The organism is Vibrio misgurnus, assembly GCF_029635775.1.
Classification (GTDB): domain Bacteria; phylum Pseudomonadota; class Gammaproteobacteria; order Enterobacterales; family Vibrionaceae; genus Vibrio; species Vibrio chanodichtyis.
The window spans coordinates 42788-66795 of record NZ_CP113242.1 but is presented as its reverse complement, the minus strand read 5'-3'; the positions used below and the strand labels follow the sequence as shown (position 1 = coordinate 66795).

Sequence of the window (24008 nt, the reverse complement as noted above, 5' to 3'; positions counted from 1 at the left end):
CTTATACCCTTACATCACGACGCGTATCGCGTCCCCAAATCAGATTAATTAATGCTCGTGAAGCAAATACACCACTGAACATACTGGTCAGCAAACCCAGACCTAGGGTCAATGCAAAGCCTTGGATCGGCCCATTACCGATCGAATACAGAATAACGGCCGTGATCATCGTAGTAATGTTGGCATCCAAAATCGTGCTAAAAGCACTCTGGAAACCCGTATCAATCGCTTGAGCAAAATTACGCCCTTCCGCCAACTTGTCACGGATCCGCTCAAAAATCAGCACGTTGGTATCCACCGCCATGCCAACTGTAAGCACCAATCCCGCAATACCGGGTAAGGTCAATACTGCCCCCGGCAGTAGTGCAATCAAGCCCAGCAAGCACGCCATGTTGATCAATAGCGCCAAGTTCGCCACCCAGCCAAGACGGCGATACCACAGCGCCATAAACGTCAGCGTCATGGCCATGCCGAGTGCTAATGCGGCAAAACCGTTAGCGATGTTTTCTTCCCCTAATGACGCACCAATCGTGCGTTCTTCGACAATGGTCACTGGTGCGGTTAAAGAGCCCGCCCGCAGCAGCAGCGCTAATTGCTGCGCTTCTTCCATTGAACCCGCTCCGGTGATCCGAAATTGGCTGCCGAGCTGAGATTGAATAGTGGCAACGCTGATCACGCGTTCACTACGCACCGTTTCACCCTGCGCATTAGTTTTATATTCACGGTACACCGTCGCCATCGGCTGACCGATGTGCTTACCAGAAAAATCACTCATGATTTTACCGCCGGCGTGATCGAGGGAAATATTCACCTCAGACATTCCCATGTTATCAACCCCTGCCCGAGCATTGACAATATGCTCGCCGCTCAGCACAGGCCGTTTGGCTAAAATCACCGTGCGACCATTGGCATCTTCCAGCAGCAAATCCTCCATGCTGCGGGCTTCGCTCGCCGACTTTGCTTGATAAAAAGCCAAACTGGCAGTGGCACCAATCACATTTTTTGCTTGTGATGGATCTTGTACCCCTGGCAGCTCAATACGGATCGCGTGTTCACCTTGCCGCTGGACCAGCGCTTCGGTGATGCCAAGTTCTTCAATCCGATCACGCATAATTTTTAAGTTCTGCTGAATGGTTGTGGTTTGAAATTCGGCTTTATTGTGAGCGGAAGGTTGAACCTGCAAATGACTCGAACCTTGGCGGATCTCCCAATCACGATAATTCTCTTGCAGATATTGGCGAACATGCTGCAGCGCCGCCGGTTGATCGGTTTTTACCTCGAAGCCATCACTGGCCATCGCTTGCACGGTGACTCCCCGTATCCGCGCAGCGCGCAGTGAATCTTTCACCGCATCCATCATGCTATCTCGCTGCTCTTGGAATGCTTTATCAACATCCACATTGAGCAGAAACTGCACGCCACCGCGCAGATCTAATCCCAATTTTATCGGTGAAAAACCTAAATTATCGAGCCACTTCGGGGCGACCGACACATAAGAGTAACTGATGGTATCCCCTTCTTGCACCAGTGGATCGAGCACATTGCGAGCTTGGGATTGCTGCGTTTCATTGGCAAACACTAACGTGGTTTGATCGCCACGTTGGGTAATTTCATCGGCTTGAATGTTGTGCTTATTCAACAGTTGGGCAAGCTCTGGCACATTACGCAGCACACTGCTGGTTTGTTGGCTTTGTAACTGAATGGATGGTTGCTCACCATACCAAGTTGGGATCGCGCTTAAAGTCAAAATAACAATGGTCGTCACTAGTACGACGTATTTCCACGCAGCATAGTGATTGAGCAATCGCTTAGCCGACTGCTTAGGTGTGGTTTTTTTCATAGTTCCCTCTCAGCCTAAACTGAGTTATTCAACAAGTTATGATTGTTACTATAGTGTTAATTAAACTTGGTGTGGGAAAATAAAAACTGACTATTGAGCGCGACATACATCGCGTTACTCTCTTTCCAGCCGGCAAGGCGGTGAGTTGCGCTAAAAAAATCGTAACTGCGGTTCAGATGATGGTTAGAGCCATCGATCACCACCGAGTATGGAGTGGTGACTAACATTGGCCATGGCGACGATTCGGGATCACTATCAAACGGTAAATCCGAGCTTCCCGCCGCTAAGCGCTGAGCTAACCCGTTCAGTGCATGATTTAAAATCGCGCGTGGCGTTGGTGTGACATCAGATTGTGAGCGAGGTATCGAGCTCGGTGGCGGTGCGCTATGAGCTACCCGTTCAGCCCTAGTAAGGCTCAATGCGGAGCTGAACGGTAAAGAGGAGGGCTTAGCGTGATCAAGCGACTCACTGGCTTTTTGCTCTAGCGCACAGGCGAACAGCGGCGCAGGAAGCGCAAACGCAACGACCACCAACCAACACGCAATAAGGGCTCGCCAGAACATTATGTCGCTCTAACCACTGAAAGATGTCAGCAGTGTAGGTGGATGTTTCACCAAGCTCAAGCGAAAAAATGTGATCTAACGATAGAAAATTTGGCCAGTTTGCGCATTCAGATAAATCTTATTACGTTGGTTCAAGCCGCCACAGTAGATAAAGTAAACCGGTTGGCTCGCGTAGGTGACTGAGCGTACCCATCCCCCGAGCTCAGCAAAATCTTGTGGGGCACAATGCCCATCATTGAGTAACCGATCGGTGCTGGTCACAAATTGCTCTTGGTATAACCCAAAGTCATCAGAAGCGCCAATATAGCCAGCTACGGTTTTGCTCCGTTCTTGTGGCGTAATGATCGGCGCTTCAACGCTTAAGCCATCCAGAGGGATCCACTCAGCCACTTCAGGCCCACCTTCTTGATAAACGTAGTAATCAGAAATGCGTCCCCACCCCGATTGTTTTTCAAGCAGATGAACCCGTTGACCTCGATAGAGCAGATTATTGAGGTCAACATAAGCACTTAGATCCGGCTGTTCGCGCACCCCTAAACTGACCGCGCTCACATAAAAATCCATCACTTCAGGTCTCGCCTCTAGAGCTGGAGTCAAGCTCAGCGTTGGCAATGGTGGCTCAGCGACACTTTCCCGCGAGGCGTTGGTATCGACCGCTTCAGCATCCATGTGCGGTTTGAGATAAAACAGATAAATCCCTGCGGCGGCACAGCCTAAGCCAAACAGCAGCACCACTAACATTAGCCATTTTTTCATCTTTCCTCACTTATCCAATGTTTTCTATATTTCCAATGTTCGGTGTTGTTTTTAGATCGTTATTTTTGAACCTGAGCGGAACACATCGCGGCCAGTTGAATCTAGGCGATAACGCGCAGCGTGCTCCCCACCCGTGCCGCCGACACCTCTAACCTTAAGCCAATTTGCTCTTTAAGTTCAGAAACATGAGAGATGATCCCGATGGTGCGTCCCCCTTGTTGCAAATCGATCAGGGTTTGGATCGCCAAATCGAGTGACTCCGGATCTAAACTGCCAAATCCTTCATCAATAAATAGTGTATCTAAACGGATGCCACCACTGTAGGACTGCACCACATCCGACAAACCAAGCGCCAACGCGAGCGCCGCCATAAAGGATTCCCCACCAGACAAGGTCGCCACATCGCGCCATTTGCCGCTGTAACTGTCCTCAACCATCAGATCGAGTCCCGATCCGACATTGCCTTTAGCACGCTGCTCTTTGCGCTTCAGCAGATAGCGACCGCGGCTCATTTTCAGTAACCGCTGTGTGGCTTGCAGCAACACATCATCGAGCAGCACTCCCAAGACAAAGCGATGTAAGCTGACCTTAGCACCAGTTTTACCGTTAGCCACATCACTCAGAGTCCCCACCACTTGGTATTCCGCTTCTAACGCACGATTTTTTTGATACAACTCGGCCAATTGATTGGCCACCCGTTGTAAACCATCCCACCGTGATTGCTGCTCGGTCATTTGCTGTAGAGCCAGATCGGTGCGCTGCTGCTGCTCAGCCACCGCCGCCAACAGTGGCGCAAGTTGTGGCCAGCTTTTAGCGTGCAATTTACGCGCTAATGCCTGTTGCTCACCACCAAGCATTGCACCGCGCTGTTCATAGTGGGCAATCTGTGCCTCCAGCTCAAGCATACGCGGCTCGGTCACCCGCGCGGCCAAATAGTGTGTTTCATCAATCAAGGCATAATGCTGCAAGCCTTGTTGCCATTGATTCAGCGCCTGCTGCGCTTGTTGCTGTATTTGTCGGTGCTGCTCTAACGCGGCTTGATAAGCCGCTTGGGCGCTCGCGGCTTGCTTTTGTGCTTGGAGTGATTGCGCTTGCGCTGTCTGCTCGGCGGCTTGCAATGCGTCAATTTGTGCAATCACGCGCTGAATTTCGCTGCGCAGTGTCTCTAGATCAGCCAAGCCTTCGGGAATATCCTGCTGCAAACTCGCCAACTCGGCCTGGGCCAGCGTCAATCGCTGCCAAGCTTGCTGCTCAGCCTGCTGTTGCAGTTCCAACGCTCGTTGATTCTGGATCAAATGCTGCTCAAACTCTGCGAGTTGGCGCTGTAACTGTTCAGGTTTCAGTTGTTGCAACACTTCAATTTCGCCGCGTAAGCGTTGCTGCTGCTCCAATAATACGGCGAATGGTGCGACACCTTGTACATCCAGATCGGCACTTAAGCTGGTCAATTCTTGCTCAAGTTGTTGCCATTTAAACCGTTGCTGTTGCTCGGCATTGCTCGCCGCTTGCAACTGCTCCACGCTATGCTGCTGAGCGGCTCTGGCCTGTTCAACCTGAGTTTTAGTGACCGCGTCACCAAGATATTGCGCTGGTTGGGGATGGTCAACACTGCCACAGACCGGGCAAGGTTGATCGGTTTGCAGCGCTTGTGCCAACTCCGCCGCACGCTGGGTATGCCAACTGAGCTCCAACTGATCGGCAACGTGCTTAGCCTGCACAACTTGAGTTTGCGCTTGCTGCTGCAACGGCTGCAGTTGCGCCCACTGTCGCTCGGCGGCTTGCCGTTGTTGCTGTAACTGTTGTTCACGCTCGCGAGCCTTGAGATAGCTACCAAGCTGCTGTAGCTGCGCTTTTTGCGCCTCCAAATGAATTAATTGTTGCTGCTGTTGCTCTCGCTCCAGCCGCAAAGCTTGGATGGTTTGATTAAATTGCTCTGCCTGCTGCTGAAGGTGGTGAGTGTGTTGCGTGCAGCTGTGCCATTCATGCTCCGCTTGGCCGATGCGCTGCTCAACGCTCGCCTGTGCCAGCAGTTTTTGCTGCGCTTGTTGCCAGAGCAGACGCTGCTCATTGAGTTTCGGCACTGCGGCACATGCCTCACTGGCTTGTTGGTTGGTTTGTGCCGCTTGTCGCTGATGCAGTTCACTTTGTTGCAACCACAGTTGCTGCTGCTCAACCCCACGCTCGGCTTGCTGTAACGCTTGTTGAGTCTGCTGCCACTGTTGATAGGCTGGGGTTAAATTGGCCGCTTTTTGCGCCTGCTGTTTGTGTTGGCGCAGCTGCTCAATGTGCTCCGCTTGCTGTTGATGCTCGGCAATCTCGATCGCGAGCTGCTGCTGGCGAGTAAAGAGCTGCTCAAGTTCTAAGCTGGTTTGATAGTGGGCTTTAGCGTGATCGAGCTGTTGCTGCTCAGTATGCAGCTTAGCCTGTGCTGCGGTAAGTAATGGCTTCACTTGCTCAAGATCTTGCTGTAATTGCAGTTCACTGGCTAAGCCGACGACATTGAGCGTCCCGGTGATCTGCTGATCAAACTGCTCTTTCTGTTTGCGGATCCCCGCCGCGCGCTCAAACAGAGCCTGTTCAATGCGGCTGTAAAGCTGAGTTTGAAATAGCTGACCGAAGATCTGCTCGCGCTCTTTGGAATTCGCGGTCAGTAACTCACGAAATTTACCTTGTGGCAGTACCATCACCTGGCGAAACTGTTTCACATCCAAACCGATCAGATCCACTACCGCTTTAGCGACCGGATTGGGCTTATTGGCGATCAGTTCAGTGTTGTCGGATTGCAGAGCCAGCAACAGCGCCGAGTGCGCTTTTTTGGTCATGCCTAACCCACGTTTTTTCGGGATCTCTTGATCTGGCTGGCGAGTGATTTGGTAACACTTGCCATTGAGTTCAAATTCAAACACCACTTCAGTGAGACAATCTGGCGCGGAAAAATCACAACGCATTTGATCGCCGGTGCGTTCACTACCCGTAGTCTCCCCGTATAGCGCGTAACAAATCGCATCTAAGATCGAGCTTTTGCCGGCTCCTGTAGCACCGTTAATCAAAAACAGCGGAGCCTCGCCCAGCTCGGTAAAATCAATCACTTCGCGCCCAGCAAAAGGGCCGAACGCTTGCAGTGTGAGTGTTAATGGACGCATGTTACTCCCCTTGCGCGGTTAGGCGTTGGATCACCTCAATCACCACTTGCTGCTGTGCTTCAGTCAGCGACGCGGATTGCGCTTCTAAGAAAAAATCACTAAACATCTCTAGCTCACCACGCGCTAAACGGGCTTTACCCATCGCTTGATCAACACCAATCAACATGCCGGGTTTTTCTAAATGCAGCACATTGGGGTAAACCTGACGCAATTTATCCATCGGATCCAAAATAGCGTGCTGGTCTAAAAGGCGTACCAGCAAATAATCATCAGCCTGTGGATCGGTGGCTCCTTGCGCCAAAATCGTCGCCAACTCCCCTTCAATAATGCGCATTTGATGTGGCGCTTGCAGTGGCACTAAGCTGGCGCGCACAAAACCGTGCTGATCCAGTTCAACTAACGTGGCACCTTTGCTTTGATGCTGCTCACCAAAACTGTATTTCATCAGCGAGCCAGAATAGCGGATATGCTCTGCCCCCTTAGTTTGCGGCTGATGTAAATGCCCGAGGGCCACATAATCAAAAGCTAAGAGGTGTCGATGATCGACGCGATCCGAGCCGCCAATCGACAGCGGGCGCTCCGATTCGGACTCCATCGCACCATCAACAAAACAGTGGCTAATTAATACATTGCGCTGCGTAGCATCCGCTTGCGCCAAGATTTTCTCACACAAAAATTGATGTGCGGCATCATGAGTGGTGAGCTGATTTTGATAGTGGTGACGCACCAATTCTGGGTCATGATACGGCATACCCCAAAAAGTGACGGCACCGGCTTGCGCGGAGTGTAAAGTGATCGGCTGCATCATCTGCTCAAAATCAGCAAAAATGTGTAAACCCGAATTTTTCATCTGTTTGGCAGCAAAACCTAAGCGTTTCGCACCATCGTGATTACCGGGGATCAGTAAGAGTGGCGTGTTCAGCTCACCACAAATCACACTCACCACCTCATCAAGCAGATCGATCGCTGCGGTAGGAGGTACCGAGCGATCATAAATGTCCCCGGCCACCACGACCGCATCAACTGGGTTAGCGCGTAAGTAGGCCAGCAATTTCCCAAGTACCGCCCGTTGATCATCCAAAAGGGAAACTTGGTGAAATTGGCGGCCAAGATGCCAATCCGAGGTGTGGAGAAACTTCATACATTACCCATGCAGCGAAACAAAACTGGTCAATATCATACCGTTATTTTGTTCAAGCACGCACTTTTAACTGACGTGGGATGAGTTCGATCCCAGTTTGATAACGTTTGGCCGAAGCATTGAGCGCCAAAGCTAACGCGCTATCGGCAATCCATTCAAATTGCTGCGGTAATGAGTTGACCTTGATCGGTAAAAAATCGAGCAGTCGGTGATCACCAAATGTAGCAAGACGCACTTTGTGCATCAGCTCAGGCTGCTCCAATAGCACATCGAGGATCCCTTCAAGCAAGGTATAAGAGGTTGCCACCACCGCATCCGGTAACTGTTTAGCCGCGACCCACTGGGCGAAGACTTTACGCCCCTCTTCGCGATTAAAGTGCTCGCCGTAGGCGATCTGGGTCAACAAGTGGTGCTGGCTCGCTGCACTCAAAAAGCCTTGCTCACGCTCACGCGACACATTTAAATCCGGCAACGCCCCAATTAAACCAATACTGCTAACTTGATCGCTCAATAATGAGTGAGTCAATTCAAATGCGGCACCAAAATCTTCGCTGATCACACAGCAGAAATACTCATCATCCAGTGCCCGGTCAATCGCGATCACTGGCGTGCCGGCTTGTTGTAACTGCAAGTAAAACTCACTGGCGTTGGGGATACTGCTGGCAACAAATAGTGCATCAATTCGCCGGCAGACTAACGCTTGCGCTGCGGCCATTTCAATCTCTGGCGAATCATCTGAGCAAGCGATCAAAATTTGGTAACCCGCCTGCCGCGAATTGTGCTCCAAAAGTTTGGCTAAACGCGCATAACTGATGTTTTCCAGATCGGGAATGATCAAACCGAACGAGCGGCTATTACCGGCGCGCAGTGCCGATGCGGCGTGATCGGGACGAAAGTTATACTGCTCCACCACCGCCATCACTTTTTGCTGAGTCTTGGCACTGATCCGATATTTTTGGGCTTTACCATTAATCACATAGCTGGCTGTAGTTTTCGAAACACCGGCTAATTTAGCGATTTCATCAAGAGTCATCATCCTCACCTTATTTTTGTGGGTCTGATCATAGAATGCGATTTTCGCTCCTAACTGAGAGTTGAATTATAAGCTGAATCGATTCAGTATTAAAGCTGAAAGGATTCAGCAAAAGTGCGATTGACTCACACTCTCGACTAAGAGTCTGCAATAAGAGTCAGCAAAGGATGGTCAATCAGATCGCACGGCAAAATCATGATGATTTAAGGTTTTGCTGAATTTTTTTGCTCTTAAAGCTGAACCGATTCAGCTTTAAGTCACACCAAGCTAGGATGACGCACTGCAGATGGCTCAGACGCCGCAAGGCAAGCCACCATTCATCCAGCTCACATAGGCAAACAGGGGTTAACGATGTTGGAACTCACCACACAAGATATTCAATTGCAGCAACAGTTTGAAAATAAACAGGCGGCGATTTTAGGACTGGCACAAGCACTGACCTCTAAAGGTTTGGTAGCCGAAGGTTATGCGCAAGGCATGCTGAATCGTGAAGCACAGCACTCCACCTATCTGGGCAATGGGATTGCCATCCCTCATGGCACCACCGATACCCGTGAGCTGGTCAAGCAAACGGGCGTAACGGCGATGCATTTTCCACAAGGTTTAGATTGGGGTGATGGTAATCGCGTCTATGTCGCGATTGGGATTGCCGCAAAATCTGATGAACATTTGGGCATTTTAAAACAGTTGACCAAAGTGCTATCCGCCGATGGCGTTGAACAAGCCCTGCAACAAGCACAAACTGCAGCGCAACTGATTGCGATTATTAAAGGTGAAGCACAATTACAGGCCGATTTTGATGCTTCGTTAATCCAGCACCAATTTCCAGCCAGCGATATGCTGCAAATGAGCGCGGTCGCCGGTGGTTTATTAAGAAATACCGGTTGTGCGGAGAGTGAATTTGTCGCGCAATTAGTGACCAAAACTCCAACTCATCTGGGCCGCGGTTTATGGTTAATCGCCAGTGATCGCGCGGTGAATCGCACTGGTATGTCGATCGTCACCACCGCTAATGATTGCGAATATCAACAGCAACCAGTGAAAGCTCTGATCGCATTTTCGGTCTGTAATGATGCCCATCAACCGCTACTGGATAAAATAACTAAATTAGTCTTTCAACAAAAACAGGATTTGATTTGGCAAGCCAGTGTTGACCAGTTACTCAATCTGTTTGTTAACACTGCAGGTCAAGCAACGAACGAAACCTCTGAGCCTCAGACCGCCGACACTTCGGCGCACAGTGCGATTTTCCGCATCAAAAACAGCCATGGCTTGCATGCGCGTCCAGGCGCAATGCTGGTGGCCGAGGCCAAGAAATTTTCAGCCAATATTCGGGTAGCCAATCTTGATGGTGATGGGCATGTGGTCAATGCCAAAAGCTTGATGAAAGTGATTGCGCTTGGCGTGAAACACAATCATCAATTGCAATTTAGTGCCGAAGGTCCTGATGCTGAAGCGGCGCTGCAAGCGATTGGCGCTGCGATCAAAGCCGGCTTAGGTGAAGGTTAAGGAGTCGATCATGACCAATAAAGTTGTCACCATTACATTAAATCCAGCGCTCGATCTGACCGGTAGTCTGAGCCAACTCAATGTTGGATCGGTCAGTCTGGTTGAGCAAAGCGCTCTGCATGCCGCTGGTAAAGGGGTTAACGTAGCAAAAGTGCTCAGTGAGTTAGGTGCCGAGGTAACCGTGACCGGTTTTCTTGGCCGTGATAACCAAGAGCTATTTTGCCAATTATTTGAACAGCTTGGCGTAAAAGATCAATTTATCCGTATCGCTGGCGCCACGCGGATCAATGTCAAATTAGTCGAACAACAAGGCACAGTGAGCGACATCAATTTCCCTGGCATCACGGTCACTGAGAACGATATTGCAGCATTTGAAGCGACCCTACTGCGCCTCGCGCAAGATCATGACTATTTCGTCCTCGCCGGCAGTTTACCACAAGGTATTTCGCCACAACGCTGCGCAGGTTGGATTGAGCAGCTACATCGCATGAATAAAAAGGTGCTGTTTGACAGCAGCCGCGATGCTTTGATGGCCGGTCTAGAGGCCAAACCGTGGCTGATCAAACCTAACGATGAAGAGTTGAGCCAATGGTGTGGCCGCGAATTAAGCACGCTAAGTGAATGCCAGCAAGCGGCCAACCAACTAGCTGCCAAACAGATTGAAAATATCGTCATTTCCATGGGAGCCAATGGCGTAATGTGGCTGCACCAAAATCAGTGGTTACATGCCAAACCACCTAAAATGCACGTGGTGAGCACGGTTGGTGCTGGTGATACGCTGGTGGCCGGCCTGTGCTGGGGACATATGCAAAATATGGAAAAACAATCATTGCTACGTTTTGCGACTGCCTTATCCGCCCTTGCGGTGACTCAGGTGGGCGTCGGAATTGGCGATCGACAACAACTCAATACTCTACAACAACAAATTATAGTATCCGCACTCCATCCCGTGATGAGTGCCTAAGGACAGAAGGTCGTGAATATGAAAATAGCCATCGTAACGGCATGCCCAAGTGGCGTTGCCAATAGCATCATCGCTGCAGGATTATTGCAACAAGCCTGTAAAACCGTCGGTTGGGAGGCTGCGATCGAGTGCCATTCAACCGTGATCGCCGGTCATACTCTGACTGCTGATGAAATCCAAGCTGCGGATCTGGTGATCTTGGCGACCAACAGCCCAGTGGATAGCCAACGTTTTGTCGGCAAAAAAGTCTACCAAAGTCCAATTTCAGCCTGTACCAGTGATCCGATTGCGTATTTGACTGAAGCGGCAGAAAAAGCGACTGAGCTCAGTGCCGCACAAGCCACTGCGGCAAGCTCGGTGACTGCAACGGCAACCACGACCGCGACTGCGACTGCGACTGCGAAGAAAATTGTCGCCATTACAGCTTGCCCAACTGGGGTGGCACACACCTTTATGGCTGCCGAAGCATTGGAAACTGAAGCGGCACGCCAAGGCCATCAGATCAAAGTGGAAACACGTGGTTCGGTTGGCGCTAAAAATCAGTTGACTGCGCAAGACATTGCCGATGCAGATTTGGTGATCATTGCGGCGGATATTGATGTGCCATTAGAGCGCTTTAACGGCAAACCACTTTACAAAACCAGCACCGGTTTAGCCTTGAAGAAAACCGCGCAAGAACTCAATAATGCGTTTACTCAAGCCAAACCGTTCTCGGCTGCCGCAGCAAGCACCAGCAGTGAAAACAGCGAAGAGAAAAAAGGCGTGTACAAACATCTGATGACCGGTGTTTCGCATATGCTGCCTGTGGTGGTTGCGGGCGGGCTTATTATCGCGCTCTGTTTCGTGTTTGGGATTGAGGCTTTCCAACAAGAAGGCACCTTAGCGGCGGCATTAATGCAAATTGGCGGTGGTTCGGCGTTTGCGTTGATGATCCCGGTACTGGCTGGCTATATTGCGTTTTCGATTGCTGACCGTCCCGGATTAGCGCCAGGTTTGATTGGCGGTATGCTAGCAAGCTCGACCGGTGCTGGCTTCCTCGGTGGTATTGTGGCGGGTTTCCTAGCCGGTTACAGCGCAAAACTGATTGCTGACAAACTTGAATTGCCACAATCAATGGCGGCACTTAAACCGATCCTGATCATTCCTTTTATCGCAACCTTGTTCACCGGCTTAGTGATGATCTATGTGGTTGGCGGTCCAATGTCGAGCATTATGCAAGCCATGACCACCTTCTTAAACAATATGGGTTCAACTAACGCAGTACTGCTTGGCTTGGTGCTGGGCGCAATGATGTGTTTCGACTTAGGTGGCCCAATCAATAAAGCCGCTTACACTTTTGGTGTTGGTCTGTTGGCTTCACAAACTTATGCCCCAATGGCGGCGATCATGGCAGCCGGTATGGTACCTGCACTGGGTATGGGACTGGCAACTCTGCTAGCAAAAGATAAATTTGAAGCGGCAGAACGTGAAGCAGGTAAAGCCTCTTTTGTTCTGGGCCTGTGTTTTATCTCTGAGGGCGCGATTCCGTTTGCAGCCAAAGATCCGATGCGCGTGATCCCCGCATGTATGGCAGGTGGCGCGGTGACTGGCGCGCTGTCAATGCTGTTTGGCGCGAAACTGATGGCACCGCACGGTGGTCTGTTTGTACTGTTGATCCCTAATGCTATCAGCCCAGTATTGCTGTATTTAGTGGCGATTGCCATCGGTACCGCCATCACTGGTTTTGCTTACGCGATGCTAAAAAAATCCGCATCAGCTCAAGCCGTTACCGCATAACTTTGCGTTGATATAATACAAAAGCCAGTGATTGATTCACTGGCTTTTTTAATGATTGAATATCAGATGGTTAAGTCACGTTAGATTAACGTTGACCTTGAATATAGTGGCGAGAAACATCCACTACCGCGACATCTTTGAAAAAACGACGCCCCAACAGTAATGGATACGCCAAATGAGTACGGTCAGTTAAAGTGAACTCTATCTCTTGCTTAAGATCACCAATTTGGATCCATACCATCACCACAGGTCGGCGCTGCGGCTCATTCACGTTTGATTGACGAATTCTCACCCAGCGCTCAACCGGCAAAGTGATCAGCTCACTACGCACACCCTCATGCTCAATTCGAAATTTCACCCAATCTTGGCCACTGCGCTCAAACGGGACAATCTCAACCGCGCTGATCGAAGAGGTGGTTGCACCGGTATCGATCCGCGCTTTAAAACTCTCTTTTAAACTGGGTAAATAGACCCACTCCTGATCACCGAGTACGATTTTGCCATCTGAAGTGTACTTGGCGCTGGAAAAATCATCCTGTTTATTCACTTCAAGCTCCAATGAAGACGCAGGTTCAAGCCGCAGTAAGGGCTCGACCAGTGGCTGATTGTCATTCATGGCCGCCACAGGTTGGGGAATAACCTCAGCGGCTGGCTCCTCAATAACCTTGCTCTCCGACAGCCAAGGAGGTGTAGCACACGCCATCAAGCCGCTACTTAACATTAAACACACCAATAATTTCAGTGGATGATTCATCGTTTCACCTAATCAAATACCCCTGTTCGAGGGATGATGTTACACGCTTGAGTTATGATGCTTGAGCTATGATGCTTGGATTATGACGCTTGCGTTACGAGACTTGGATAATCGCCTTCGCCACATAAGGAATGTCTTTTTCAGTCAAACCAGCAATATTAATTCGACCATCGGCCACGCCATAAATCGCAAACTCGGCACGTAAACGAGCCATCTGCTCACCACTCAAACCCAGCACCGTGAACATTCCTCGGTGGTTTTCAATAAAGTCAAATTGTCGCGTATTGTATTGATTTCTCAACTCATGACATAAATCTTTGCGTAGAGTTAACAACCGTTGCTGCATATCACGCAACTCTTGCTGCCAGATGCTGGTCAACTGCTGATCATTTAATACGGTTTTGACTAGTGCGGCGCCATGATCGGGCGGCATAGTGTAAGTAGAGCGCGCCAAGGTGAGCATTTTGCCGCGGGCGTTGGTCACTTCACGCTGATTTTTGCCAATCACCAGTGCGGCGCCAGTACGTTCACGATATAGGCCAAAATTTTTGGAGCAAGATGTGGTGATCAGCATCTCTTCGACACGTTTGGCCATATAACGCAGACCTTGTGCATCTTGATCTAAGCCATCACCAAACCCTTGGTAAGCAATATCAACAAATGGAATAAAGCCATTTTTCTGGGCCAATTCTGTGATCGCCTGCCACGCGCTAAAATCGATATCCGCTCCGGTTGGGTTATGACAGCAACCGTGCAATAAGACCACGTCTTGACTTCCCGCTTGCGCTAAATCGGCCAACATTGCCTCAGTATCGACCATTTTGGTATCACGACTAAAATAACGGTAGTAACGAACCTTAAGCCCCGCCGCTTCCATCACGGGTTTATGATTGACGTAACTGGGATCGCTGATCCATACCGTCGTATCCGGCTGCGCGACACGCATTAAATCCCCCAACATACGCAGTGCGCCACTGGCACCAGGGGTTTGAATCGCAATGGTACGCTCGGAATCCAGCGCCGAGTCCAAAACCAAGTGCATCATGCTGTGATTGAACTCTTCACATCCGGCAAGGCCAACATAAGATTTACTGGTTTGACTGGCGACAACCTTCTCTTGCGCCAAGCTGACTGCACGCATGATCGGGGTTTGACCGAGGCTGTTTTTGTAGACGCCAATGCCCAAATCCACCTTTTGTGGGCGTGGATCACTACGAAAAGCGACGGAAAGAGAAAGAATAGGATCTAAAACTGGTGCTGGTAAATCGGTAAACATGAAAGTCACAACCCTTTGAAATTCAGGTAACAACCCACAAAGTAAACCAGATAACACAAAATCGAAAGGGATTTTTTGCCCACAGTATACGGTCATGATAACCGTGCACTACGAGCAAAAACATTATCGCGTGAAACGGTGGATCACTTGATTGGCACTACCCCGCCACTCTAACCCCGGATCAGCTTGCTGCTGTATAAACTTGCCATCAATCAGAACATCGATATAAGGCAATAATGCTTGTTGTGCCACATCCAATTCTGCCAACTGATAGCCAGTCCAGAGCCAGATATCTTTACCCGGACATTGCGTTTTCACGCGCTGGATCAACTGTAACACCGCGGCTAAATTGGCGGGATGTAGAGGATCCCCACCAGAGAGTGATAAGCCACGGCGCTTGATCCGCTGATCATTCAGATCGGCAATAATTCGATCTTCCAGCGCTTGAGTATAAAGATGGCCAGATGACAACGACCAAGTACTTTGGTTGTAGCAGCCTTTACATTGATGGACGCAGCCGGAGACAAACAGCGTACAGCGTGTCCCCGGCCCGTTGACCACATCAATCGGATGGTATTGATGGTAATTCATATGCTTACAGATGTTTTACTCGCCGTTTAACTTCTTCTTGCTTACCGAAGTTAAATGGCCGTGCATCTGGACTGCCTAAATAACCACATACGCGGCGTGTGACAGACACTTTGGTTGGCTCATGATTGCCACAACGGGGGCAGACAAAACCTTTGCTGGTACAATCAAACTCACCGGTAAACCCACACTCATAGCATTCATCAATCGGGGTGTTAGTACCGTAATAAGGGACTCGGTGATAACTGTAATCCCAGACATTTTCTAAGGCTTCGACATTACGCTGCATATTAGGAAACTCGCCATAGCAGATAAAGCCACCACTCGAAATTTCTGGATAAGGCATCTCGAAATCAATCTTATCGTATGGATTAACTTTCTTTTGCACATCTAAATGGAAACTATTGGTGTAGTAACCTTTGTCCGTCACTCCTTCCACGACCCCAAACTGTTTAGCATCGATGCGACAGAAGCGACTGCACAAGTTTTCGCTTGGTGTGCCGTACAAACTAAACGCGTAACCGGTCTCTTTTTTCCATTGATCAACCGCTTTGCGCAGATATTGAATGATATCCACCGCTGCTTGCCGTAACTTGGCATCATCATAAACATGCTGCTGCTGACCAAACAGAGCGATGATGGTTTCATGCACACCAATGTAACCCAGCGAGATAGACGCACGACCATGTTTGAAAATATCCGCAATCGAATCGTTGGCTTTCAAACGCACACCACACGCCCCTTCCATATATAGGATAGGAGCGACACGAGCTTTAACATTTTCTAAGCGATTGATCCGCGTATCCAAAGCACGGCGAGCTAACTTAAGCTTCTCATCCAGTAATGCATAAAACTTGCTGATATCTCCTTGCGCTTTCAAAGCAATGCGCGGCAAGTTTAAGCTCACCACACCAAGGTTATTACGCCCCTCATGGATCAGCTCACCATTTTCTTCATAGGTATTGAGGAAAGAACGACAACCCATTGGGGTTTTGAACGATCCTGTTACCTCAACCACTTTGTGGTAATTGAGAATATCTGGGTACATGCGTTTAGAAGCACATTCGAGCGCCAACTGCTTAATATCGTAGTTAGGATCGTCCGCTTTATGGTTGAGCCCATCTTGAATTGCAAAAACTAATTTTGGAAATACTGCCGTTTTGCGATTTTTGCCCAAGCCGGCAATCCGGTTTTTTAAGATCGATTGCTGGATCAGACGCGATTCCCAACTGGTCCCCAAGCCAAACCCGAAAGTGACAAACGGAGTTTGCCCATTGGCGGTATGCAAGGTATTGACTTCATATTCCAAAGATTGAAAAGCGTCATAACACTCTTTTTCAGTGCGTGATTTGGCAAACGCATCGGGATTATGAATATCCCACTCGCGGGCGATCTCTAAATGTTTGTGGTAGCTTGCCGTCACATAAGGCGCCAGCACTTCATCAATCCGGTTGATGGTCGTGCCGCCATAAATATGGCTCGCCACTTGGGCAATAATTTGCGCGGTCACGGCGGTAGCGGTAGAAATCGATTTCGGTGTATCAATTTCGGCATTACCCATTTTAAAGCCGTGAGTCAGCATGCCTTTGAGATCGATCAGCATGCAGTTAAACATCGGGAAAAATGGTGCGTAATCGAGATCATGATAGTGAATATCACCCGCTTCATGGGCTTGCACTACATCACGCGGCAAAATGCGCGTTTTGGCGTAATGCTTAGCCACAATACCAGCCAGCAGATCACGTTGGGTTGGGATCACTTTGCCATCTTTGTTGGCATTCTCATTGAGTAGATCGGCGTTGCTTTCTTGGATTAACCCTTCGATTTCTTGGGTTAGTTTGCTCTGCTTCTCACGCGCGACGTCGCGATCATGGCGATATTCAATGTATGAACGGGCTAATGCTTTGTATGGGCCTTGCATTAACTCGTTTTCAACTAGGGTTTGGATTTCAGCAATATGTACCTCTGCGTAATCGTGCAGTTTCAGTTCTACCGCTAACGCGACATTGAGTGCGTAAATAGCGATTTCCTGATCCGCGTGCTCTGCAGCACTTTCCACTGCCGCTTGGATACGATCCCTGTTAAATGGCGCTTTTGAGCCATCACGTTTGATTACGATAGGTTTCACCTGCTCTCCTTACCCAGCATACTCACAGAGTTATCCACAAATACACTATATAGGGCGATATTATTCTGCCACTGACACTATATGTTGTGGCGTATTTAACGAAATGCGTCAAGGGAGAGTATTGATTTAGATCAACAAAAACCAAGCAACGTACAAGATCAATCCGATCTTATTGGGCAAGATCCCAAACCAGAAAGAAACCTTGAAAATCATCATTTTTGTGATTTTTGTTACTGAATTTAGTGCAACCAGACTCAACATCTTGCTATCACTGGCTTAGCGCTGATTCGGTTTTGTTAACGACCATCGCAGGGCAAAATTTAACATCACCGATACGGTTTTACATCGCATTTCTATTGTTCCAGCAGCGCAGAGTAAATAAGGTCATACGGTCGAGATTTGACCGATTGAGGAGAGGTTAGGCACCAGAACGTCGGATACAAAAAAGCGAGCTTAACCGCCCGCTAATTTTACTTTGAATCCCTTGGCTTCCAGCAGTGTTTTGAGTAGGTCTCGCACATCGCCTTGAATTTCAATGTCACCATCTTTAACGGCACCACCGCAGCCACATTTTTTCTTAAATTCAGCCGCCAATAGTTTTAATGCCGTATCATCAACATCTAACCCTTTGACTAAAGTTACGCCCTTGCCTTTACGGCCTTTGGTTTCGCGCGAAATTCGCACAATACCATCGCCTTTCGGGCGCTCAGTTTTCTCTGCCTCGGGCTTAATACGCCCCAGCTCGGTTGAATAAACCAGTGTCATATTATCCAATCTATCTTTTCTGTGTCGCTTGTTGCGCTGCTTGTTGTTTGGCTACTAAATAAGCTTCGATATGTTTTTGAATGGCAATTTTAGAACCTTTAATTAAACGGCCATTAAAAAAACAATACCACTGGTTGGCTTCACCGGTATCATTTTTAATGGTAAAACCATGGAACTGCTCTTGCACACCACTGGCCAGTTCACGCCGCTGACCAATCGATTCAAACTCTTTTGGGTTGATGATTGATGCGGTATCACAAAACCAATCAATACTTTTTTTTACGGCCGCTAAATTACCGGTCAGTAGATGATTTTTTATGGTGACTTGCCATGTATCGGTTGAATTGTCAGCCGACTGGAGATTAAAACCTCGGTAGATTGCAACAGCCATATATACCCTGCCTCTCATTGAAATTGGCTAAAGAATAATTCTATCTTTCAGCTTATCAAGCCGATTGCCACGAATCTGTTAACTTACCGTTCATTATACTGAAAAGCATCATCTTTCAATCCCTGGTGGCAACCTAATTGAAAGATGATTGACGGGTTTGTTAAGCGATCCTAGTTAGCGGCCAAGTCCGCGCGATATTAGCGAGCTGCCAACGTCGAGGTGACGCATTGTGCGAGAAACTCACTAAAACGATGCCCATTATTTTCCAGCATTTTCGGGAACATTGAAATCGGCGTCATACCTGGGAAGGTATTCACTTCATTTAGATAAATTTGCCCCTCTGGAGTGAGGAAAAAATCAATCCGCGATAAATGACGCAACTGCATATGAGTAAACACTCGCTCGGCACAGTGCTGAATTAACGCACGCTGCTGATCGGTCAAATTGTCTGCTTCAATCACAGTGCGCGAGTGGCTACTGGCACTGTATTTTTCCTCATAGGAATAAAAAGCATCCTCAGGTGCGATCACTTCTCCCGGTTTAGAAATATGCAGTTTGCCATCCATCTGGTAGGCGGCGACTTCCAGCTCGCGGGGTTTAACCGCTTTCTCGACCAACACTTGATCAGAATAGCCAAATGCTGCCTCAATCGCACTGGCAATTTTATCTTGCTCAGTCACCTTATAACATCCAACTGAAGAGCCTTGCCGCGCCGCTTTAACAAAGACGCTGCCCCAATTGATAAACGCTTGCTGCGCCTTCGCGACCGCCTCTGGCGTATTTTGGGTTAAAAACAGATAAGGCGTATTAGGAATGTCGAGTGCGTCATACCATAATTTGGAGGTGATTTTATTAAAACTATTGGCGCTGGCTTCGGGGCCACAGCCTAAATAAGGGATGCCAGCCAACTCAAACATCGATTGAATGTCGCCAGTTTCGCCAGGGAAACCATGAATACAAGGCACCACAAAATCAATCGAATAGCAGAGTTGTTCACCATTTAATGTCGCGCGGTTGGTATCGAGATAAACCAAATCACCCTGTTCGGTAAACCAGCCGTCTTGTTTCATTTCAACCCGAATCACATTGAATTCAGGGGTTAATTCCAATTGCTGTTGCAGATAATTGGCCGATACCAGTGAAACTTCGTGCTCAGATGAGCCACCACCACACAAAAGTAGAATTGTCGTCTTAGTCATTAATTGTTCCGGGACACTAAAGTAATCATTGCTGGCTATCATAGAGGATTCAACATCAACTTACAGTCAATGTTGATGTTTCTTCACTAGCGTTGATGCAACTGTGCAAAGATCCAACAATAAAGGGGCTTAAGCCCCTTTACGTCAGCCTCAATTTAGCTTGTTAAGCGTAGGAAATTCAGAGTTTTTAATTGAATCGATACTTTTTACGAAAGGTTTCATAGCGCGTAAATCACTTGGTAATTGAGCAATCGCTGCCAACGCTTCCTGACGGGTGGCATAGTCACCGAATAGAACGGTGTACCATTTAGTGCCATTAACCATTTTGTAATTTTCCCAAATTGGTTGGCCATTGCTCGGCAGTTTGGCAGCAAACTGATCAACCTTATTCTGCGCACCAACGGCAACCACTTGGATGGTAAAACCGTAGCGTGGATTCATCGCCACTTGTTTAGCGGTGGGAGGCGCAATTGAGACTTCAGGTTTAGCCTGCGGGCTCATCTTAACCACTTTTTTCTCGTTGTCGGCAGGGGCCATTTTCACCACGTTTTGCTCAACGTTTTGTTCTGAAATGCCGTCAGCTACCCCAACTTCTGAAACAACCGGTTGTTCTACTGCGGCCACCGAGAACTCTTCGCGATGACTTTCGGTCTTGACGTCTGTGGTGTAATCACCGGATGCACAAGCGGCAAGAAGGGTGGATAGACCAATAACTGCAATTTTTTTCATGGATTTCGATATGCCTTAACTACAAAGTGCTTTAAATCATGCACATTGCTATCGAGAGAATCAAGCGTAGTGCGCCAATATCTACCGCGATCCTGTGATTTATGGCACAAACTCATCAATAGCCGCGGTGACTCTGTCGATATCATGACCCTAGAACGAATCGCCGACTATTGCCAGTGCCAATTTTTTTTCAAATACTGGATACACCATGATTTGGCCTCGCCCATTTGGTTACGCCGCCACGCCAGCACCACCTCCATCGTCAGCGGCTGTGAACCACGGATCTCCTGCAATTGACCTTGTTCAATATAAGCTTTCGCCACCGCTTGTGGTAAGGTGCCGATCCCTAGCCCGGCAATCAATGCCTTGCATTTGGCATCTAAATTACTCACCGTTAAGCGTGGTTGGCGCTGTAAAATATTGACACTCATGGCTGGTTGCTCACGCGCAGTATCGGCGATCACAATTGCGCGGTATTTTTCTCTGGTTTGTTGGTTAAATTCCCCCACTCGCCGATGTACATAATGGAAAGGAGCCGCAACCCAAGTCATCGTCACCGAACCTAACGTTTCCGCTTTAACATCTTGCGGCAGAGCTTCCAATCGTGGGCAAATCAACAAATCTGCCCGTCCAGTAGCTAAGGCTTCCCAACACCCGGCCAAGATCTCCTCTTGGATACGTACTCGCGTTTTACTGATATTGCCGAGTGCATCGACCATCGCAAACAAGTTCGTCGCTGGCAAAATGCCATCTAACGCGATGGTAATCTCTAACTCCCAACCATTAGCCAACAGCGTAGCATCGTTAACCAATTTTTCGGTCGCCGCCAAAATGGCTCTGCCCTGTTCGAGGATCAACTTTCCCGCCGCAGTAAAATTGGCTCGATGACCCGAGCGATCAAAAATCATCAGATCCAAATCTTGCTCTAATTTTTGAATTTGATAGCTCAAAGAGCTCGGCGCACGATTCAGTTCATTAGCGGCCGCAGCAAAGCTACCTCGGCGTTGTATTGCATCCAAAATATGCAAGGCTTCAAGTGTGATCGGGCTTAGCAAGGTAGTCTCCCATCGGGTATTTACAGCAACACTCCGTGATGCAAATCACAATTGGCAGTGTTCGAACAATTAAGGTTATTTAAGTTACAAGATTGATTTTATTAGTTTTTCATTCAAACCGTCACAGTAATACCCATTTACGCAAATACAAATGATAGCAATTCTCATTAATATTCATTAGAATCACAGCGTTTTAGTCAACATGGAAATGCAGGTAGTTCAAATGTATAAGAAATCTCTACTCGCTAGTGCAATTGTTTTAGCACTAATGCCTTCAGCATACGCTGAACAACAGTCACAGTTCAATGAAGTGGTGGTCACCGCAACCCGCTCAACACAAAATAAACAAGATGTGGCAGCGTCGATTGATACCGTTAGTGCTAAAGATATTGATAATACGCTAGCAACCAACGCTAAAGATGCGCTCAAATATACCCCTGGCGTAGAAGTGAAATCGGGTAGCCGTTTTGGCATTTCCGGCTTTAATATTCGCGGGATGGAAGAGAGCCGTATTTTGACGGTGATTGATGGTGTGCAGCAACCGGTAGGTTACAACCCTGGCGCTTCAGAGCAACGCAAATACAGTAATGCAATTGAAATAGATACGCTTCAAGCAATTGAAGTCAACAAAGGCCCAGCGTCGACACTCTATGGCTCAGACGCATTAGGCGGATTAGTACAATTTCGCACCAAAAATCCAAGTGATGTATTAGTCGGTGATGCGGATGGTCACCGATTTGGTATTAAGTCTAGCTATACCTCCGTCGATGAACAGTTTAAAAATACCCTGACTTGGGCCATGCGTGATGGCAAGCTCGAAACGTTGCTGATGGGGACTTATGCACAAGGACATGAAACTCAATCACACAGCTCAGGTGCTGATGTTGAAGGCCCAGATCGCGGTTTAACCAACCCAGCCGATACCCAATTAGCCAACCTGCTCGCCAAAGTGCAGTATCAAGCCAATGAAAACCATCGCTTAGGTTTAACCGTCGAACACTACCGCAAAGACTATGACGAAGATGAACTCAACTATAATGGCTATGCTGTTATGCCGGGGTTCGTTTACAGCAATAACTTCAATGAAGATGTCAATCAACGTACGCGGATTTCGTTAGATCACCAGTGGCAGATCAATCGGTTACTGGCCGACCAAAGCCACTTAACCCTCAGCTATCAAGATTCTAGCTCACTGAATAAAAACTACGATACGACTCCCTCGAATGGTGAGCGAATGCGTGAGCGCGATGCGGCGGATAAAGCCCTACAATTTGATGCCCAATTTAATAAGTTAATCGACATCAATGGCATCACACATGATGTGACTTATGGCGGTAACTTCCTAAATAATGCCTTCCGTTTAGACAATACTGATCATAAATATACTGCGGGCACATCCAGCTCTGGCAGTACCGGAGTGCCTGATGCAGATGTCGTGAAATGGGGTATCTTCGCACAAGACCAAATGTATCTATTTGATGAGCAAATGATTTTAACCGCGGGCCTTCGCTATGATTCATTTGAAGCCAAACCCAAAACGGATGCTGGTTTTACCACCGTTTATCCAGCGAATAAAGACAATGCGTTTACTGGCAAATTAGGCGCAGTTTACCACCTGCAAGATAACCTAGCCCTATTTGGTCAAGTCAGTCAGGGCTTCAAAGCTCCGACCGTGTATGATCTCTACTACTTCTACAATCACGGGGCGATTGTTGAAGCCAATCCGGATCTCAAGGCAGAGCGCAGTCTCTCTTATGAAGTCGGGACCCGCGGTAATAATGCCTATGGCAATATGGAATTTGCAGTATTCATTAACGATTACAAAGACTTTATCACACAGACTAAAACCGGTGAATCAGGTGGCAAGGATGTGTTTAGCAAATACAATATTGACCGAGTCCGCATCTACGGTGCAGAGCTCAGCTCGACACTACGCTTAGATAGCATCTCTGCCTTACCGCAGGGCAGTTATGCTCGCCTATCCGTGGCTTATGCGCATGGTGAAGACCGTGCGACAGGCAGAGAAATTGATACGGTTGCACCATTAACCAGCGTGGTCGGACTAGGCTATGAACAAGCCAATTTTGGTTCAGCATTGAATGTAAAAATGGTGGCCAGTAAAGATGAGTGGCAAGTGGAAGACAATTTAGATGTGGCTGGCTATGCGGTGGTCGATCTCACCGCCTACTATGTTCCAGTAAAAGATCTCACCCTGCGTGCCGGCCTTTTCAACCTATTTGATAAGAAATATTGGCACTACTCTGATATTTCAGGAAAAACAGGCTCTGAAACATTCAGTAATGACTATTACACTCAACCAGGACGTAACTGGGGAATCTCCCTCGATTACCAATTCTGATCTTGAGCCAAACAAAGCCAGCTTCCCGCTGGCTTTGTG

At 48.3% G+C, this 24008-nt stretch carries 19 protein-coding genes; 4 read left to right on the top strand and 15 right to left on the bottom strand.

What is annotated here, in order from left to right; translation table 11 throughout:
* Nucleotide 1 precedes the first annotated feature (1 nt).
* The 6 genes from secD to cra form a co-directional block, all read right to left on the bottom strand.
* Nucleotides 2-1840: a protein translocase subunit SecD gene (gene secD / locus OOK74_RS11690; protein ID WP_277206913.1), complete on the bottom strand. Its 1839-nt coding sequence runs from the start codon at nt 1838-1840 to the stop codon at nt 2-4.
* A 56-nt stretch (nt 1841-1896) separates the two neighbouring features.
* Nucleotides 1897-2403, bottom strand: a complete 507-nt coding sequence (locus OOK74_RS11685) for a hypothetical protein (RefSeq protein WP_278183428.1) — start codon at nt 2401-2403, stop codon at nt 1897-1899.
* A gap of 75 nt (nt 2404-2478) precedes the next feature.
* Nucleotides 2479-3144 carry a hypothetical protein gene (locus OOK74_RS11680; RefSeq protein ID WP_274723110.1) on the bottom strand — a complete coding sequence of 222 codons (666 nt, stop codon included), beginning with the start codon at nt 3142-3144 and terminating at the stop codon, nt 2479-2481.
* Between the two features lie 116 nt (nt 3145-3260).
* Entirely contained in the window at nt 3261-6302 is a 3042-nt protein-coding gene (locus OOK74_RS11675; protein ID WP_278183427.1) for an SbcC/MukB-like Walker B domain-containing protein, read from the bottom strand.
* A 1-nt stretch (nt 6303) separates the two neighbouring features.
* The gene (locus tag OOK74_RS11670) at nt 6304-7443 is read right to left on the bottom strand and encodes an exonuclease SbcCD subunit D (RefSeq protein ID WP_278183426.1); all 1140 of its coding nucleotides are present in this window, start codon (nt 7441-7443) and stop codon (nt 6304-6306) included.
* Nucleotides 7444-7495: 52 nt separating this feature from the next.
* Entirely contained in the window at nt 7496-8476 is a 981-nt protein-coding gene (gene cra, locus OOK74_RS11665) for a catabolite repressor/activator (RefSeq protein WP_166015377.1), read from the bottom strand.
* A gap of 351 nt (nt 8477-8827) precedes the next feature.
* On the opposite strand from cra, the gene fruB reads away from it, so the two are divergent.
* Genes fruB through fruA form a run of 3 tightly spaced genes read left to right on the top strand, consistent with a single transcriptional unit; the run spans nt 8828 to nt 12725 of the window.
* On the top strand, nt 8828-9985 hold the full coding sequence (gene fruB, locus OOK74_RS11660; protein ID WP_278183425.1) for a fused PTS fructose transporter subunit IIA/HPr protein: 1158 nt from the start codon (nt 8828-8830) through the stop codon (nt 9983-9985).
* A gap of 10 nt (nt 9986-9995) precedes the next feature.
* Complete coding sequence (gene pfkB, locus OOK74_RS11655; protein WP_278183424.1) at nt 9996-10949, top strand: 1-phosphofructokinase; 954 nt, start codon at nt 9996-9998, stop codon at nt 10947-10949.
* A gap of 18 nt (nt 10950-10967) precedes the next feature.
* The gene (gene fruA / locus OOK74_RS11650; protein WP_278183423.1) at nt 10968-12725 is read left to right on the top strand and encodes a PTS fructose transporter subunit IIBC; all 1758 of its coding nucleotides are present in this window, start codon (nt 10968-10970) and stop codon (nt 12723-12725) included.
* A gap of 85 nt (nt 12726-12810) precedes the next feature.
* Here fruA and OOK74_RS11645 read toward each other — a convergent pair whose 3' ends face one another.
* The 9 genes from OOK74_RS11645 to OOK74_RS11605 form a co-directional block, all read right to left on the bottom strand.
* A complete protein-coding gene (locus tag OOK74_RS11645) occupies nt 12811-13479 on the bottom strand; it encodes an ATP-dependent zinc protease family protein (RefSeq protein WP_278183422.1) in 669 nt (222 codons plus the stop codon).
* A gap of 94 nt (nt 13480-13573) precedes the next feature.
* Entirely contained in the window at nt 13574-14755 is a 1182-nt protein-coding gene (locus OOK74_RS11640; RefSeq protein WP_274723080.1) for an amino acid aminotransferase, read from the bottom strand.
* Nucleotides 14756-14878: 123 nt separating this feature from the next.
* On the bottom strand, nt 14879-15346 hold the full coding sequence (nrdG, locus tag OOK74_RS11635; protein ID WP_166015371.1) for an anaerobic ribonucleoside-triphosphate reductase-activating protein: 468 nt from the start codon (nt 15344-15346) through the stop codon (nt 14879-14881).
* A gap of 4 nt (nt 15347-15350) precedes the next feature.
* A complete protein-coding gene (nrdD, locus tag OOK74_RS11630; RefSeq protein WP_274723081.1) occupies nt 15351-17471 on the bottom strand; it encodes an anaerobic ribonucleoside-triphosphate reductase in 2121 nt (706 codons plus the stop codon).
* A gap of 453 nt (nt 17472-17924) precedes the next feature.
* The gene (gene yciH / locus OOK74_RS11625; protein ID WP_277206905.1) at nt 17925-18236 is read right to left on the bottom strand and encodes a stress response translation initiation inhibitor YciH; all 312 of its coding nucleotides are present in this window, start codon (nt 18234-18236) and stop codon (nt 17925-17927) included.
* A gap of 10 nt (nt 18237-18246) precedes the next feature.
* Nucleotides 18247-18627 carry a DUF3319 domain-containing protein gene (locus OOK74_RS11620; protein ID WP_278183421.1) on the bottom strand — a complete coding sequence of 127 codons (381 nt, stop codon included), beginning with the start codon at nt 18625-18627 and terminating at the stop codon, nt 18247-18249.
* A 197-nt stretch (nt 18628-18824) separates the two neighbouring features.
* Nucleotides 18825-19826, bottom strand: coding sequence for a D-alanine--D-alanine ligase (locus tag OOK74_RS11615; RefSeq protein WP_277206903.1), 1002 nt, complete (start codon nt 19824-19826; stop codon nt 18825-18827).
* 150 nt (nt 19827-19976) lie between these two features.
* A complete protein-coding gene (locus OOK74_RS11610; protein ID WP_277206902.1) occupies nt 19977-20555 on the bottom strand; it encodes an SPOR domain-containing protein in 579 nt (192 codons plus the stop codon).
* A 167-nt stretch (nt 20556-20722) separates the two neighbouring features.
* Nucleotides 20723-21610, bottom strand: coding sequence for a LysR substrate-binding domain-containing protein (locus OOK74_RS11605; RefSeq protein WP_278183420.1), 888 nt, complete (start codon nt 21608-21610; stop codon nt 20723-20725).
* Between the two features lie 223 nt (nt 21611-21833).
* Here OOK74_RS11605 and OOK74_RS11600 point away from each other — a divergent pair, with 223 nt between their 5' ends.
* Nucleotides 21834-23969, top strand: coding sequence for a TonB-dependent hemoglobin/transferrin/lactoferrin family receptor (locus OOK74_RS11600; protein ID WP_277206899.1), 2136 nt, complete (start codon nt 21834-21836; stop codon nt 23967-23969).
* Nucleotides 23970-24008 lie beyond the last annotated feature (39 nt).